At 73.8% G+C, this 14,347-nt stretch carries 13 protein-coding genes; 7 read left to right on the top strand and 6 right to left on the bottom strand.

Annotated elements, in window-relative coordinates:
- Positions 1–15 precede the first annotated feature (15 nt).
- Entirely contained in the window at positions 16–753 is a 738-nt protein-coding gene (locus FHS22_RS29890; RefSeq protein WP_184947162.1) for a hypothetical protein, read from the top strand.
- 77 nt (positions 754–830) lie between these two features.
- Here FHS22_RS29890 and FHS22_RS29885 read toward each other — a convergent pair whose 3' ends face one another.
- Entirely contained in the window at positions 831–1,667 is an 837-nt protein-coding gene (locus tag FHS22_RS29885; protein ID WP_184947159.1) for an SURF1 family cytochrome oxidase biogenesis protein, read from the bottom strand.
- 437 nt (positions 1,668–2,104) lie between these two features.
- Between FHS22_RS29885 and FHS22_RS29880 the strand changes: the two genes are divergently transcribed.
- A complete protein-coding gene (locus tag FHS22_RS29880; protein ID WP_260408431.1) occupies positions 2,105–2,842 on the top strand; it encodes a VC0807 family protein in 738 nt (245 codons plus the stop codon).
- Positions 2,843–2,897: 55 nt separating this feature from the next.
- Here FHS22_RS29880 and FHS22_RS29875 read toward each other — a convergent pair whose 3' ends face one another.
- Complete coding sequence (locus FHS22_RS29875; RefSeq protein WP_184947156.1) at positions 2,898–3,407, bottom strand: winged helix-turn-helix transcriptional regulator; 510 nt, start codon at positions 3,405–3,407, stop codon at positions 2,898–2,900.
- An 87-nt stretch (positions 3,408–3,494) separates the two neighbouring features.
- Between FHS22_RS29875 and FHS22_RS29870 the strand changes: the two genes are divergently transcribed.
- Both FHS22_RS29870 and FHS22_RS29865 read left to right on the top strand, forming a co-directional pair.
- A complete protein-coding gene (locus FHS22_RS29870; RefSeq protein ID WP_260408430.1) occupies positions 3,495–4,181 on the top strand; it encodes a GNAT family N-acetyltransferase in 687 nt (228 codons plus the stop codon).
- 52 nt (positions 4,182–4,233) lie between these two features.
- Positions 4,234–4,830 carry a TetR/AcrR family transcriptional regulator gene (locus FHS22_RS29865; protein ID WP_184947152.1) on the top strand — a complete coding sequence of 199 codons (597 nt, stop codon included), beginning with the start codon at positions 4,234–4,236 and terminating at the stop codon, positions 4,828–4,830.
- A gap of 74 nt (positions 4,831–4,904) precedes the next feature.
- On the opposite strand, the gene FHS22_RS29860 is transcribed toward FHS22_RS29865, so the two are convergent.
- On the bottom strand, positions 4,905–5,216 hold the full coding sequence (locus tag FHS22_RS29860; RefSeq protein ID WP_184947149.1) for a hypothetical protein: 312 nt from the start codon (positions 5,214–5,216) through the stop codon (positions 4,905–4,907).
- Positions 5,217–5,388: 172 nt separating this feature from the next.
- Here FHS22_RS29860 and FHS22_RS29855 point away from each other — a divergent pair, with 172 nt between their 5' ends.
- The gene (locus FHS22_RS29855; RefSeq protein WP_184947364.1) at positions 5,389–6,801 is read left to right on the top strand and encodes a DUF7059 domain-containing protein; all 1,413 of its coding nucleotides are present in this window, start codon (positions 5,389–5,391) and stop codon (positions 6,799–6,801) included.
- 339 nt (positions 6,802–7,140) lie between these two features.
- Here the strand turns inward: FHS22_RS29855 and FHS22_RS29850 are convergent, their stop codons facing one another.
- From FHS22_RS29850 to FHS22_RS29840, 3 genes are all read right to left on the bottom strand, one after another.
- A complete protein-coding gene (locus FHS22_RS29850; protein ID WP_184947146.1) occupies positions 7,141–10,143 on the bottom strand; it encodes an AfsR/SARP family transcriptional regulator in 3,003 nt (1,000 codons plus the stop codon).
- Positions 10,144–10,439: 296 nt separating this feature from the next.
- Positions 10,440–11,084 carry a GNAT family N-acetyltransferase gene (locus FHS22_RS29845; RefSeq protein WP_184947142.1) on the bottom strand — a complete coding sequence of 215 codons (645 nt, stop codon included), beginning with the start codon at positions 11,082–11,084 and terminating at the stop codon, positions 10,440–10,442.
- A 201-nt stretch (positions 11,085–11,285) separates the two neighbouring features.
- Entirely contained in the window at positions 11,286–12,548 is a 1,263-nt protein-coding gene (locus FHS22_RS29840; protein ID WP_184947139.1) for a pyridoxal phosphate-dependent aminotransferase, read from the bottom strand.
- A 94-nt stretch (positions 12,549–12,642) separates the two neighbouring features.
- Here FHS22_RS29840 and FHS22_RS29835 point away from each other — a divergent pair, with 94 nt between their 5' ends.
- Positions 12,643–13,605: a LysR family transcriptional regulator gene (locus tag FHS22_RS29835; RefSeq protein ID WP_184947137.1), complete on the top strand. Its 963-nt coding sequence runs from the start codon at positions 12,643–12,645 to the stop codon at positions 13,603–13,605.
- A gap of 70 nt (positions 13,606–13,675) precedes the next feature.
- Entirely contained in the window at positions 13,676–14,344 is a 669-nt protein-coding gene (locus FHS22_RS29830) for a ribonuclease HII (protein WP_184947134.1), read from the top strand.
- Positions 14,345–14,347 lie beyond the last annotated feature (3 nt).

Genomic DNA, 14,347 nt, shown 5'->3' with positions numbered 1-14,347 from the left:
GGGTAGGAATAAGGGGTGGAAGACGAACAGATCCGCCCGTTCTGGAGGGTCGCGGGGTTCGCGGTGCGGCTCACACTGCTCGTGCTGCTGCTCGCGGGCGCCTTCCTCGTCGCGCTGAGCGTCACACCCTCCGACCGGACGCTGGGCGAGTTCCGCGCGGCGCTGGAGGCCGATCGCGTCTCCCGGGTCGTCTACCGGCCGCAGGAAGGCGGCGTATCCCGGCTGGTCTGGTCCGAAGGTCCGCTGGTCTGGCACGAGGTCCCGGGACTGCTGACCGGGGAGGGCCCGGGAACCTACCCGGTGGAGCAGTTCCGGCGCGACATCCACACGATCCCGGGCCGGGTGGTCAGGGAAGGGCCGGAGCGCGACTCCAGAGGGATCTTCCCCAACTGGCCGTTCCTCGTTCCTGTGGCACAGGGAGCCTGGACGGTCGGCGTCGCCTGGGTGCTCGCCCTCCTGATCATGATCGGTTCGGTGCCCAGGCTGGGCAACCGGTGGGCCTGGTTCTGGCTGTTCACCGTGGGCCAGATCGGGGCGATCCTCTTCCTGCTGCTGGAACCCCGGCCGATCTGGCGCGGGATCGGGCGGGAGCGCGCCGCCGGGCAGGAGCCGTCGGGAGAGCCGGAGCCCCGCAGCCGGCTGAACGTACGGCTGGGCGGCGGGACGGGCTGCCTGCTCTCGATCGCCGTGGGCATCGTCTCCGCGATCGCCGCCGTGGGGCTCGGCATGCTCATGGGCCTGCTCCTCGGCTGAGCGGCCGCGCCGGGATCCGCGTGCGCGAGGCGTGTGCTCCGGGTGACGCGCCTCTGCGGGAGAGTCGCGTCACCCGATCACGAGACGTGCGGGGCCGCCGTCTCCGGTTCCCCGGCCTGCTCGGTCTCTCCGGCCTGCCCGGTCTTCCCGGCCCGTCCGGCGGCCTCGGCCTTCAGATCGGCGGCCTCGCGGCGGATCAGCAGGGCCCAGCCGCCGACCGCGATCCCGATGAACAGCCACCACTGCACGCCGTAGGCCAGGTTGAGGCCGCCCCCCTCGCCCACGTCGGGCGCGGGCACCGGCTCGGGCGCGTCGGCCGCCGCGGGGGACTGCTCGACGAGCTCCACGTACCCGCCGAGGAGCCGGTACGGCAGGCCCTTCCCGATCGCCCCGGTGTTGATCAGCAGGACCTGCCCCGGCGGGAGCCCCGCCCTGTCGCGGATGCCGGAGGACTCCTCGGTCTCGGCGAGGCGTAGCCGTCCGGTGACAGTTACCTCACCCGTGCTCGGCGCCGGGACCTCGGGAAGGGCGTCGGCCGTCGCGCCCGCCCTGACCCAGCCCCGGTTCACCAGGACGGCCTCGCCGGTCCCGGTGGTCAGGGGGGTGAGCACGTAGAAGCCGACGGCGCTGTTCTGGACGCGGCGCCGTACGAGGAGCTGGCGGGCCGGGTCGAACGTGCCCGTGGCCGTGACGGTCCGGTACTTGTCCTGCTCGCGCACGGCGCCGCCGGCGGAGGTGAGCGAGGAGACCGGGACCGGCGGGGCGTCGAGGTTGGCGGTGGTCCGGTCGCTGCTGGTGGAGCGCTCCTCGTAGCGCCCGAACTGCCACTGGCCGAGGAAGACGAAGGCGGGGATGACCAGCAGCACCACGATGTGGAGCGCGATCCATCGGGGAGTCAGCAGGAACCGGTACACGCCACCAAGGGTAGGCACCGCACCGACCGCCCCGTTCCCCGGACTCTCCGGTGAGCGGGTCTTTCGACGTGGTGGCGTTCCGCGGACGCCGCGATCGTCGGAACCGTGACTCCGGGAACCGTGACTCCAGGAACCGTGACCCTGGGAACCGCGACTCCGGGAATCGCGACTCCGGGAACCGCGACGCCCGTCCTCCCCGTCCCGGGCGGGCCCCCGCCGCGCCCGGCGGGAACGTTCCCGCGCCTCCCGGTGCGGGGCCGGTCGGCGGCGAACCCGGGTGGCCCGGGGACGGGAGTTGAAGAAGTTCTAAGGGAGGCGATCCCGCTGCCGAGTGGACCGATAGAGCCCTTGTTGAATCTACGGGAAACTCTCCCGGACACTTCGGACATCCCGTACGGTCAGTGGGGTTTGTCCCCGAGCCCCGGAGCCGCCGCCCCATGACTCTGCTCCAGTCGCCCTCCGGCGTCCAGGTGTGTCCGCCGTCCTCCGGGGCCTCCGCCCCGTCGCCCTCCGGGGCGCCGGTCCCGCCCGCCGGGACGCCGGCCGCGCCGTCCGGGCGGGGAACTCCGGCCGCGCTGCCCTCGCCGGCGGCGATGTTCAGGCACGCCGCGCCCCGGGTGCTGGAGGCGATGGTCCTCCCCGCCGCGGTCTTCTACGCCGCGATGGTGTTCACCGGCCTGTACGGCGCGCTCGCGGTGGCCCTGGCCTGGGTCTACGGCGGGGTGGCGTGGCGGCTGGTGCGGCGCCGGGCGGCTCCCGGCATGATGCTGCTGGCGGCCGGGGCGATCACGGTGCGCGTGGTGCTGGCCGTCCTGAACAAGAACCCGGTCTTCTTCTTCCTCCCCGAGTGCCTGGGCATCTTCTGCGCGAGCATGGCCTTCCTGCTGACCGCCTCGCTCCGGCGCCCGCTGATCCAGCGGGTGGCGGCCGACCTGGTCCCGCTCCCCGACCACCTGAACGAGCACCCGCTGATGCGCCGCTTCTTCTTCCGGCACTCCGTCCTGTGGGGGTGCGCCCAGTTCCTCAACGCGGGGTTGAGCCTGTGGCTGCTGATCACCCTGGACACGGAGATGTACCTGATCGTCCGGACCTCCGCGGTCGCGGTGCTGCTCGGCGGGGCGGCGCTGGTCTCGGCCCTCGGCTTCCGGCGCTGCCTGCGCGCGCTGCCGGCCTGAGGACCGGGCTCTCCGCCCGGCCGGGACGGTCCGGCGGCCTGCCCGGCCTGCCCGGTCAGCCGGTCGCCCGGCCCGCGGCGGCGGCCGCGGCGGCCGGGGCGCCGGGCCCGGGGACGGGGGTGACCTCGCGCGGCCCGCCGATCTCGTGCCCGTCGGCGCACCGGAAGCGCTGCTCGACGGCGGCGCCGCAGCCGCGGTGGGTGAGGAGCACCGGCGGGCCGTCGGGGTCGGACAGGTAGCGGTCCCCCCAGTGCATCAGCGCGACCATGATCGGATAGAGGTCCAGACCCATCTGGGTCAGCCGGTACTCGTCCCGCTGGCGCTGGCCGGGCTCGCGGTAGGGGACCTTGCGGAGCAGGCCCTCCTCGACCAGCCGGGTGAGTCTGGCGCTCAGCACCTGCCGGGGAGCCCCGGTGGCGGCCTGCATGTCGGCGAAGCGGCGTACCCCGCTGAACGCCTCCCGGAGCACCAGGAACGTCCATTTCTCGCCCACGACGCCCAGCGTGCGCTCGATCGAGCAGTTGTCCACCCGGAAGGGCACGTTGCCGAGATTCACCTCACCCATGCCCGCATCGTAAGTGGCCACGACGTCACCTCCAACGCCACCTAAGTCTAGTTGACAGACCTAGGTGGCGTGCGCGACTCTGAGTCCATGATTCGAACTCAGCTCGTGCGATCCCGCCGCGATCCGGTGCGGACGCCGCCGGGAGGGACGCTGCCGGGAGACGCGCTGCCGGGAGAGGTGCTGCCGGGAGGCGGGGTCGAGATCCGGCCCGCGCGGATGGATGACGAGGAGCGGATCCGCCGGTTCCTCGGAGGGCTGTCCGTGCACACGCAGACGCTGCGGTTCTTCACCGGGATGGGCCGCCCGGCCGCGAGCACGGTGCGGGCGCTGCTGGCGGTGGACGACCGGCGCGACGCGCTGCTGGCGGTGTGCGGGGACGCCGTGGTCGGGCACGCGATGAGCTTCCGGACCTGCGGGTCGGGCCGTGGTGCGGGCGGTGCGGAGGCCGCCCGCACGGAGACCTCCCGGACGGAGACCTCCCGGACGGAGACCTCCCGCACGGAGGCCGCCGGTGCGGAGGCCGCCGCAGTGGAGATCGCCGTCGTGGAGATCGCCGTCGTGGTGGCCGACGACTGGCAGGGCCGCGGGCTCGGCTCCCGGCTGGTCCGCCGCCTGGTCCGCCGGGCGACGGCGGGCGGGGCGCAGGCCCTGCGCATGGACGTGCTCGGCGGCAACCGCAAGGTGCTGAGCATGATCCGCAGAGAGTGGCCGGAGGCCGTCATGCGTGCCTCTTCCGGGACGGTGGAGATCTCCACTAAGATCGGCTCAGCCTGATCCGTGCCGGAACATTTGCGGAACAAGGTTCTGTTGCTCCACCATTGACCTCGTGAAGAGTGCCAAGAACGGACGCGACGGCCGGAGCCGGATCGTCGACGGAGCCCTGCGCCGATTCAGTCAGGACGGCGTCTCGGCGACCACCCTCGCCAGCCTCCGCGACGAGAGCGGGGTCAGCGTCGGCAGCTTCTACCACCACTTCGCGAGCAAGGAGCACGTCTTCGGCGTGCTCTACGCCGAGACCCTCGACATGTACCAGAGCGCCTTCATCACCGAGCTGCGCCGCCACGAGGACGCGCGCGACGGGATCGAGGCCATCGTCGCCCTGCACATGTCCTGGTGCGGCGAGCACCGCGAGCGGGCGCACCTGCTGATCAGCGAGCGCCCGCCCAAGCGGGACGAGCCGGGCGGCACCGAGGTGTCCGATTCGCGCCGGGCGTTCTTCCGGCAGGTCTCCGACTGGTGGCGGCCGCACATGAAGGCCGGCCTGCTCCAGCCCGTCCATCCCACGATGTGCTACGTGCTCTGGCTCGGCCCGGCAATGGAGATGTGCCGGCTGTGGTTCGCCGGGGCGCACCAGCCCACGCCGGAGGAGATCGCCGGGCTCTGCGAGGCGGCCTGGCAGGGCCTGCGCCGGCACCCCGGCTGACCGGACGGCGTCCCGGCGGGCCCGCTCCGGGGACCCCGGCGGGGTGAAGGTCCTCGGCGGCCCGGCCGCGGGGCTCAGCGCGCCGCCGCCAGGTGGCGCATCCTGGTGGGCACGTGCCAGCTCTTCTCGTCCAGCGAGATGTCCAGCCGCAGGTCCTGGCGGTGGCGGCGGAGCCCGGGCACGCGCAGCCGGTCGCTGACGGCGAACCTGCCCTGCCGGGGGTAGCCGAACCCGAGCTCGCCGGGGAGCACCCGCAGCTCGTCGCGGTTCCCGCAGCGGGGGCAGGTCCAGGCGACCAGGTCCATGCCCCGGTGGTAGTCGTGGCAGGCGCGGAAGTACTCGTCGGGGCGGAAGCGGGATTCGCAGGCGAGGCAGGGCAGCAGCATGGTGATCCTTAGGGCCGAGTGCGGCGGCCATCCAGGATTACCCTGAGGCGCTTGAGTTCCGCTTGCAGATTCCTTACGTCGATCTGTAACAGTCTGGTCACTTTACGTATTGAGTCGTGGATCATGTGAAGATGGTGGGGTGAAAGATCCGCTGGTCCGGTTGCGGGAGTCGATGCTCGCGACCGGGTACACCCTCGACGGCGTGCGCGAGCGTCTCGGCGACGTCGCCGCCACGGCCCTCTCCCGGGAGGAGCTCGTCCCGGCCCTGCGCGCCACCCGGGACGGGGATCCGCTCGGCACGCTGATCCGGCTGTGGTGGCTCGGCGTCCCGGTGGAGCCGCCGCCGGGCCTGCCGGTGGCCGAGCTGGCCGCGGCGGGCCTGCTGGCCGCCGCCGACGGCGGGCAGGTGGTCGCCGCGGTCCATCTGCAGCCCTGGGAGACCGGCGGCTACGTCGTCTCCGACCGGAAGGTCCGGCCGGGGGACCCCGCGCTCCGCGCCGACCACGTGGTCGGCGCGGGCGGCGCCTCGGCCAACCTCGCCCAGCTGGTCTCCCGGCGGCCGGTGCGGCGCGCCCTCGACCTGGGCACCGGCTGCGGGGTCCAGGTGCTGCACCTGGCGGACCGGGCCGAGGAGATCGTCGCCACCGACGTCAACCCCCGTGCCCTGGAGCTGGCCCGGCTGAGCTGGGCGCTCTCCGGGATCGAGGGGGTGGACGCCCGCGAGGGCTCGCTCTTCGAGCCGGTGGCGGGCGAGCTGTTCGACCTGGTCGTCTCCAACCCGCCCTTCGTGATCTCTCCCCGCGGCCGGTTCACCTACCGCGAGTCCGGCCTGCGGGGCGACGACTTCTGCCGCGACCTCGTACGGCAGGCGCCCCGCCTGCTCAACCCCGGCGGCACCTGCCAGCTCCTGGCCAACTGGCTGCACGTCGAGGGGGAGGACTGGCGCGATCGGGTCGGCGGCTGGCTGGCCGGGACCGGCTGCGACGGCTGGGCGGTGCAGCGGGACGTGCAGGATCCGGCGGAGTACGTCGAGCTGTGGCTGCGCGACGCCGCCGAGCAGGGCACCGCCCGGTACGGTGAGCTCTACGACGACTGGCTCGGCTGGTTCGAGGCGGAGAACGTCACCGGGGTGGGCTTCGGCTGGATCAGCATGCACGACTCCGGGAGCCTCGACCCGGTCGTCCGGGTGGAGGAGTACGGCGGGCGGGTGGAGCTCCCGGTGGGCGGGTACGTGGACGAGGTGCTCGCCGCGATCGGCCGGGCGCACCGGCTGACCGGCGCCGAGCTGCTCGCGGCCCGGCTGAGGTTGGCCGGCGGCGTGGTGGAGGAGCGGATCGGCCCGCCCGGAGCGGAGGACCCGTCCACGATCATGCTCAGGCAGACCAGGGGACTGGGCAGGACCGCCCGGGCGGGGATGGTCGAGGCGGCCCTCGCGGGCGTCTGCGACGGAGACTATCCACTGGCCCCGCTGCTCTCCGCGATCGCCGACCTGACCGGAGAGAGTGCCGCTGACCTGCTGGAGAAGGCTCCCGACAGCCTCCGCGCGCTGATCGCCGAAGGGTTTTTCCACATATCCACAGGGTGATCCTCCACAGGCTGTGGATATCCCGCGATCGATTGTTGATCGGACGTTGACCGGGATGGGAGACGCTCTGGCCATGGCACGGACCCGGGGGGTGAAGGGCCCGTGCCAGAGGTTCGGCCGGTCGCCGACATGAGGCGGCTAGCCACCGCGAGGTGCACCGGTAAACCCGGGCCCCCTACGCACCGAGCGGTGGCCACGGCGCCCGGCCGGACCTCGGCCCCCGAATCACGGCTCCCCCGAGGCGGCGGCTGCCGGCCTCCGAGCCGCGACGCGCAGCGTCGCCATAGACAAAGGACCCCGGTGATCAACCACGTGTGGATGACGCGTCTCGACGACGACCTATACGACGGGCTCGGAGTCGTTGCCGATCCCGTCCCGGTCGAGGAGCGCGCGCAGGTCCCCGGCCTCCGGGGCGCCCAGGCGGGCGAAGAGGTCGTGGGCGCGCCGGAGGCAGTCCCGGCTCCGCCCGGCGCTGCCCTGCCCGGCGAGCGCCCGGCCTAGCACCCACAGGGCCTGCGCCTCGCCGTACGGGTGGCCGATCTCGCGGCTCACGGCCAGGGCCTGCTCCGCGTGCCGTACGGCGTCGCCCGACCGGTCGGCGGCGATGAACGTCTCGGCCAGCCGGGAGCAGACCCGCTGCTCCCAGACCCGCTGGTTCCCGGCCCGGAAGAAGGCCAGGCACTCGGCGTGGTGGTGGACCGCCTCGTTCAGCCGCCCCACCCGGGACAGGATCATGCCCAGGTGGTAGCGGGCGCGGGCGGTGCCCGCGCTGGAGCCGATCTCACTGAAGATCGCCAAGCCCTGCTCGGCGGCGGCGATGGCCTCCTCGGGCTGGCCGAGGAACAGGTGGTCACGGGCGGAGTAGCTGAGGGTCAGGGCCTCGCCGCCCTGCGCGCCGATCTCCCTGAACGTCTTGCGCGCCGAGTCGAACCAGGCCAGCGCCTCGGTGTGGCGGCGCTGCCTGCCGACCACCACGGCCAGCGCGTTCATCGTCTCGCCGGCGACGATCCGGTCGCCGCCGGCCGCCAGCTCCAGCGAGGCCCGGAACTCCCCCTCCGCCTCGGTCAGCCGGTTCGCGCCGAACAGCAGCCTGCCGAGCACGTAGCGGCAGCGGAGCTCGGCGGAGGCCGCCTCCAGCCGCCGGGCGGCGGCGAGCACCTCCCGGGTGCGCAGGTCGAACTCGCGGCCGTGGCTGCCCGACTCCAGCAGCGGTTCCATGGCCAGCAGCAGGTCGGCCGCGGGCAGCAGCCCGCCGGCCGCGGCGGCGGCGCCCGCCGCCTGGGAGATCGCGGCGAACAGCGCGTCGGCCTCGACCGCGAGCCAGGTCACGGCCTCGTCGGCGGAGGAGAACGGGCGTCCGGGGCCGGAGAGCGCGAACTGGTCGGCGACCACGCTGCCCTCGTAGGCGAGCCGGTGCGCCGCCGCGGCCGAGGCCAGGTAGAAGCCGTGCAGCCGTTCCAGCGCGGCCGGTCCCGCCTCCGGGTCCGGGCCGCGCTCGGCGGTGCGGCGGGCGAAGAGCCGCAGCAGGTCGTGGAAGCGGTACCGCCCGGGGGCGGGAGCCTCCAGGAGGCTGGCGTCCACCAGGGACTCCAGGATGTCCTCGGTCTCCACCGGGTCCAGGTCGAGCACGGCCGCGGCGGCGGAGACCGAGATGTCCGGCCCGCCCGGCAGGGAGAGCAGCCGGAACGCGCGGGCCTGGGCCTCCTCCAGCTGCCCGTACCCGAGGGCGAAGGTGGCCTCCACTGCCAGGTTGCCCACCCGCATCTCGTCCAGGCGGCGGCGCTCGTCGGCCAGGCGCGAGACCAGCGAGGCGACCGTCCAGGTGGGCCGGGCCGCCAGCCGGGCCGCCACGATCCGCACGGCCAGCGGCAGGAACCCGCAGGCGGCGACCACGTCCATGGCGGCGGCCCGCTCGGCCGAGACCCGCTCGGCCCCGGCGACCGCGCCGAACAGGGCCAGCGCCTCGTCGGGCTCCATCACGTCCAGGTCGAACAGGCGGGCGGCGGCCAGGTCGGCCAGCTTGTGGCGGCTGGTCACGATCGCGGCGCACCCGGCCGAGCCGGGCAGCAGGTGGGCGACCTGTACGGCGTCGCGGGCGTTGTCGAGCAGGACCAGCATGCGCCGCTCGGCCAGGAGCGAGCGGAACAGCGCCGAGCGCTCGGCCAGGCCGTCGGGGATGACGTCGGCGGGCAGGCCCAGCCCGCGCAGGAACGCCGCCAGCGCCGACTCCGGCGCGGTCGGCTCCTCGCCGTAGCCGCGCAGGTCGGCGTAGAGCTGCCCGTCGGGGAACAGGTCCTGCATGGCGTGGGCGACGTGCACCGCCAGGGCGGTCTTGCCGACGCCGCCGATCCCGGAGATGGCGGCCACCGGGACGCTCTCCGCGCCGGCCGGGGTGGAGAGCAGGGTGCGCAGCCGGGTGATGATCTGACCGCGGCCGGTGAAGTCGCCGACCGCCGCCGGGAGCTGGGCCGGGCGCGGCAGCTCGGGCGGCTCGGGCGCGGGAGACGCGGTCTCCCCGGCCGGGGCGGCGGGCGCGGGCCGCACCGGGGCGGCGGGGGCGAGGCCGGGGTCGGCGGCCAGGATGCGCCGGTGCAGATCGGCCAGGTCGGGGCCGGGGTCGATGCCCAGCTCGTCGGCGAGCACCCGGCGCGTGTCGGCGAAGACGGCCAGCGCGTCGCCCTGCCGCCCGCACCGGTAGTAGGCCAGCATGAGCTGGGCGCGCAGGCGCTCGCGGAGCGGGTGGTCGGCGGTGAGCGCGACCAGCTCGGAGACGGCGTCGGCGTGCCGGCCCAGCTCCAGGTCGAGGTCCATGAGGCTCTCCACCACGCTCATCCGGCGCTCGGACAGCCGGCCGCGCTGGTGCTCGGCGTAGGGGCCGACGGCCCCGGCCAGCGGCTCCCCGGTGCACAGCGCGAGCCCCGCGCGCAGGTGCTCGGCGGCGGCGCCGAGGTCCCCCGCGCGCCGGGCGGCCTCGGCCTCCTGCGTCCTGCTCTCGAAGAGGGCCAGGTCGAGGGCGTCGGCGGGGATGCGGAGCGCGTAGCCCCGGCCCACCGAGGTCAGCAGCTCCGGCCGGGTGCGGGGGGAGCGCCCCGGCTCCAGTACGGCCCGCAGCCGGGAGACGTAGGTGCGCAGCGCCCCCAGCGCCCGCGGCGGGGAGCCCTCCCCCCAGACCGCGTCGATCATCTCGGTCGGAGTCACCGCCCGGCCCTCGCGCAGGAGCAGCATCGCCAGAATGGAGCGTTGCAGCGGGGTGCCCAGGTCCAGCTCGGCACCGTCACGCCAGGCCTGGACAGGGCCGAGTATCGCGAAGCGCAGCCCGGCCTCGCCGCCCTGAACAGCCATTTTCCGAATCTCCGCACTAATGGGAAGTTTTATGACCGAATGATAGATCCATGCATGCCCACTCCATAGACGGAGCGTCACCGCCGAAGGGGGCGTTGATCGGTCGTTGATCAGGCGTTGAGCCGTATCCGTGATGCTGTGACATGCCGGACATGGCCCCGAACGGGGGCGGTCGTGACCGGCGGAGGGCTGTGGGGACAGCCGTGAATGCATGTCCGATAGATGAACAAAGGCCCACCCGTAAAAAACCGGGTGGGCCTTATGCTCCATGGAGATGCGAAGTTACGGGGGACGCGCTACGCGGCCTCGACCAGTCCGAGCCGCGCGTGCAGGCGTTCTCGCACGATCGGCCACTCGGAACTCAGGATCGAGTAGAACGCGGTATCTCGGACCGTGTCGTCGGCGCCCCGGCTCTCCGCCCGCCGCACACCGTCCAGGTGCGCGCCGAGGGCCTCGATGGCGGCCCGTGAGCGTACGTTCCGTACGTCTGCCTTCAGGGTGATGCGGTGGACCTGCCAGGTCTCGAAGGCGAGCGAGAGCATCAGGAACTTGCTCTCCCGGTTGACACCCGTGCCCTGGGCCGAGGCGGCCAGCCAGGTGTAACCGATGTCCGCCACGGACGGGACCTCGCCCACCGCTCCACGCGCACCCGGAGGCCAGGGCATGGGGCCCTGCCAGTACTCCAGGTTCATGAGACGGGTGGCACCGACGATGCGGTCGGTGTGCAGCCACCGGACGGCGAAGGGCATCGTGCGGCCCTCCGCCTGCTCAGCCAGAGCGGCCTCCACGTAGGAGGCCATCTCCTCCCGGCCATGGGGAACGCGGGTGAAGCCGTAGGTCGAACGGTCTTCACCCGCCGCGGCGACGAGGTCGTCGACGGCCGCGAGGCTGAGCGGTTCCAGGCGCACGGAGCGCCCGGACAGGGTGACAAAAGCGGGCATGAGCACATGATGAGGGCTGAGTCACGTGTCTTATGCCAAATGGCACGCGACATCTCGGTGAGCATCTGGGAAAACACCGTGTCCCCGCACCGAGGGCGGGTGAAATGCCAGCTCAGAGGCGGTGATCCCGCTGCGGGGACGGGGAGCGGCCGGGCGCCGTTATCCAACTGATGCCTGCGGCGAACACCCCGCCGGGAAAGGTCACGCGGCGGTGCCGGCGGAGGCGGGCCCTTCCCGGCGGTGGTCGGCGTCCAGGCGGCGGAGCGCGGCGTCGAGGTGGTCGAGCGAGGCCGCGATCCAGGGCAGCGCGAGGGGGTCGGCGGCGTCCAGCGCGGCCAGCCGCCGCTCGGCGGTCTCGCCGTACAGGAGGCTGGTGGCGACCCGGACCCGGAGCCCGGCGGGGTCGTCGCCGAAGGCGTGCCCGGGGAGCACGCCGACGCCGTACCGGTCGAGCAGGCGGGCGGCCAGCTCGCCGGAGGTCGCGAAGTCCAGGCCGGTGAAGTCCGGGTAGAGGTAGAACCCGCCCCGGGGCGCGGCGACCGTGACGCCGGCCCTGGTGAACCGGGCGTGCGCCGCCCGCGCCACGATTCCGTGCAGCCGCCTGCTCCGCGCGATCCGCTCGCCGATCTCGGCGGGCTCGGTGTAGGCGTAGGCGGCCGCGTGCTGGACGGGGGCCGCCGGGCTGGACCAGAGCTCGCTGGCCACCGCGAGCAGCCGGGCGCGCAGCCCGGCGGAGGGCAGCCGGGTCACGCCGATCCGCCAGCCGCCCAGGGCCAGGCTCTTGCTGAGCCCGGTGGTGACGACGGTGCGCTCCGGGGCCAGGTCGGCGGGGCTGACGAAGCCGGCCGCGGGGTCGTGGACGAGGTCCCGGTAGATCTCGTCGGAGATGATCATCAGGTCGAGCTCGCGGGCGATGTCGACGATCTTCTTGACCGTGTCGGTCTCCGCCAGCGTCCCGGTGGGGTTGTCGGGCAGGGTGACCAGCAGCGAACGCACGTCGCGCCCCCGGGCCCTGGCCCGCCGGACCGCGGAGGCGACCAGCCCGGGGTCCGGCGCCCCTCCCTCGCCGGGGGGCGCCGGAACGGGCAGGGGCCGCACCCCGGCCAGCTCCGCCTGGGCGGCGTAGCTGACCCAGCTCGGCATCGGCAGCACGACGTCACCGCCGATCGCGAGCAGCAGGCCGTACAGCAGGGACTTGCTCCCGGGCCCGCAGACCACCAGGTCGGGGTCGGTGGGCAGGCCGCGGCGGTGCCAGTACCCGGCCGCGGCCTCGCGCAGCGCGGGCAGTCCGGCGACCGGCCCGTACCCGTTCTCCCCGGCGGCGCCGGCCAGCCGTTCGCGCAGGGCCGGGTGCACGGGGAGCCCGGCCTCGCCGAAGGCCAGGTTCAGCACGCGCTCTCCCGCCCGTCTCCGCCGGTCGATTTCCTCATTTGCCGCCAAAGTGGCAGAAATAGTGATGTTCATGGATGTTTCTCCTCTTTTAGGAACGTTCCCAGAATCGGGGGTACAAGGCATCAGGACAAGCTTCGAATCATGTGGGTGGGCGTAAGGAAGTCCGATGCTCGATCTGCGTCGTCTTGCCTTGATCTGCGAGTTCGCCCGGAAGGGGAGCATCGCGGCGACCGCCGTCTCGCTGGGCTACAGCCCCTCGGCGGTCTCCCAGCAACTGGCCGCGCTCGAACGGGAGGCGGGCGCCGTCCTGATCGACCGGACCGCCCGCAGCGCCGAGCTGACCGACGCCGGACGACGCCTCGTCGCCCACGCCGAGCGCATCCTGGCCATGGTCGAGACCGCCGAGTCCGACCTGTCGGCCCAGTCCGGCACCCCGTCGGGCCGGATCGTCCTCACCGCCTTCCCCACGGCGGCCGTGGCATTCGCCCCCGCGCTGGCCGGATCGCTGCGCCGGCACACCTCCCTGACCCTGCGGATGATGCAGAGCCGGGCGGGGCGCGGGTTCCGCGAGGTGCAGTCGGGAGAGGCGGACATCGCGCTGGTGGACGACTGGTACGGCCGCATGCACGCCTCGGCGGCCGTGCGGGTCTTCCCGCTGCTGCACGACCCGCTGGTGCTCGTGGTGCCGCGCAGGCACCGGCTCGCCTCGTCCGACGAGCCCGTCGACCTGGCGGAGCTGCGCGACGAGCCGTGGATGGCCACCCCGGAGGGGGAGCCGTCCCGGCTGGCCGTCGACCGCATGCTCGCCGACGTCGGCGGGGCCCAGCCGGTGCCCTGGGAGTTCGAGGGGCTGAGCACGATCCTCAGCCTGGTGGCCAAGGGGGTCGGCATCGCCGCGGTCCCCGCCCTGGCTCTGGCCGCCGGGGTGCGCGGCATCGCGGTCCGGGAGATCCCCGGGAGTCCGGCCGGCCGCGACGTGCACGCCGTCGCCCGCGCCTCCAGCGTGCACCGTCCCGCCGTCGCCGTCACGCTTCGGGCCATCCACGTCGCCGCCCGCTACCTCGCCGCCGACCTCACCGCGCTGGAGTCGGCGATCCCGGCGGCCCCCGCGGCTCCGGACGCCCGCTGACCGGGGCCGCGGGGGCCGCCCGGTCCGGGGAACGGGCCGCCGGGCGCGCCGCCGCCGTACACTTCAGCCCATGCCTCCCTCGTACGCGCTCGAACGCCTGCTGTCCGGCGGCGGGTCGAAACCGGTGGCCGGGATCGACGAGGTCGGGCGGGGGGCCTGGGCCGGTCCGGTGGCGGTCTGCGCGGTGGTCACCGACCTCTCCGAGCCGCCCGCCGGGCTCACCGACTCCAAGCTGCTCACCCCGGCCCGCCGCGAGGCCCTGGTTCCCGAGATCACCGCGTGGGCGGCCGGGATCGGGTACGGCGAGGCGTCCCATGAGGAGATCGACGCCCTGGGCATGACCGAGGCGCTGCGCCGCGCCGCCGGCCGGGCCCTCGCCGAGCTGCCCGTCCGGCCCGGCGCGGTGATCCTGGACGGCAAGCACGACTACCTCGGCGCCCCCTGGCCGGTCCGGTGCGAGATCAAGGGCGACCAGTCCTGCGTCTCCGTCGCCGCCGCCTCGGTGATCGCCAAGGTCCGCCGGGACGCCTACATGGCCTCCCTCGGCTTCGAGGAGTACGGCTTCGCGAGCAACGCCGGCTACCCCTCCCCGGTCCACCAGCGGGCCCTGGCCGAGCACGGTCCGACCGAGCACCACCGCCTGTCCTGGTCCTACCTCGACAAGCTGCCCCGCTGGAGTCATCTCAGGAAGCACCGGGACACCGCGGCGGGCGCGGGCCAGCTCGGGCTCTTCGGGTAGCGC

It is taken from the genome of Thiemannella venezuelensis, assembly GCF_014203605.1.
Taxonomy (GTDB): Bacteria; Actinomycetota; Actinomycetes; order Streptosporangiales; family Streptosporangiaceae; genus Planomonospora_A; species Planomonospora_A venezuelensis.
This window is presented reverse-complemented; position numbering and strand designations above follow the sequence as displayed.

Bases quoted from the DNA above. Each gene is read 5' to 3' on its own strand.
- FHS22_RS29840 (WP_184947139.1), bottom strand. From the start codon at position 12,548: ATGAACATCACTATTTCTGCCACTTTGGCGGCAAATGAGGAAATCGAC.
- FHS22_RS29875 (WP_184947156.1), bottom strand. From the start codon at position 3,407: ATGGGTGAGGTGAATCTCGGCAACGTGCCCTTCCGGGTGGACAACTGC.
- FHS22_RS29845 (WP_184947142.1), bottom strand. From the start codon at position 11,084: ATGCCCGCTTTTGTCACCCTGTCCGGGCGCTCCGTGCGCCTGGAACCG.
- FHS22_RS29880 (WP_260408431.1), top strand. From the start codon at position 2,105: ATGACTCTGCTCCAGTCGCCCTCCGGCGTCCAGGTGTGTCCGCCGTCC.
- FHS22_RS29855 (WP_184947364.1), top strand. From the start codon at position 5,389: ATGCTCGCGACCGGGTACACCCTCGACGGCGTGCGCGAGCGTCTCGGC.
- FHS22_RS29850 (WP_184947146.1), bottom strand. From the start codon at position 10,143: ATGGCTGTTCAGGGCGGCGAGGCCGGGCTGCGCTTCGCGATACTCGGC.
- FHS22_RS29870 (WP_260408430.1), top strand. From the start codon at position 3,495: ATGATTCGAACTCAGCTCGTGCGATCCCGCCGCGATCCGGTGCGGACG.
- FHS22_RS29835 (WP_184947137.1), top strand. From the start codon at position 12,643: ATGCTCGATCTGCGTCGTCTTGCCTTGATCTGCGAGTTCGCCCGGAAG.
- FHS22_RS29860 (WP_184947149.1), bottom strand. From the start codon at position 5,216: ATGCTGCTGCCCTGCCTCGCCTGCGAATCCCGCTTCCGCCCCGACGAG.
- FHS22_RS29830 (WP_184947134.1), top strand. From the start codon at position 13,676: ATGCCTCCCTCGTACGCGCTCGAACGCCTGCTGTCCGGCGGCGGGTCG.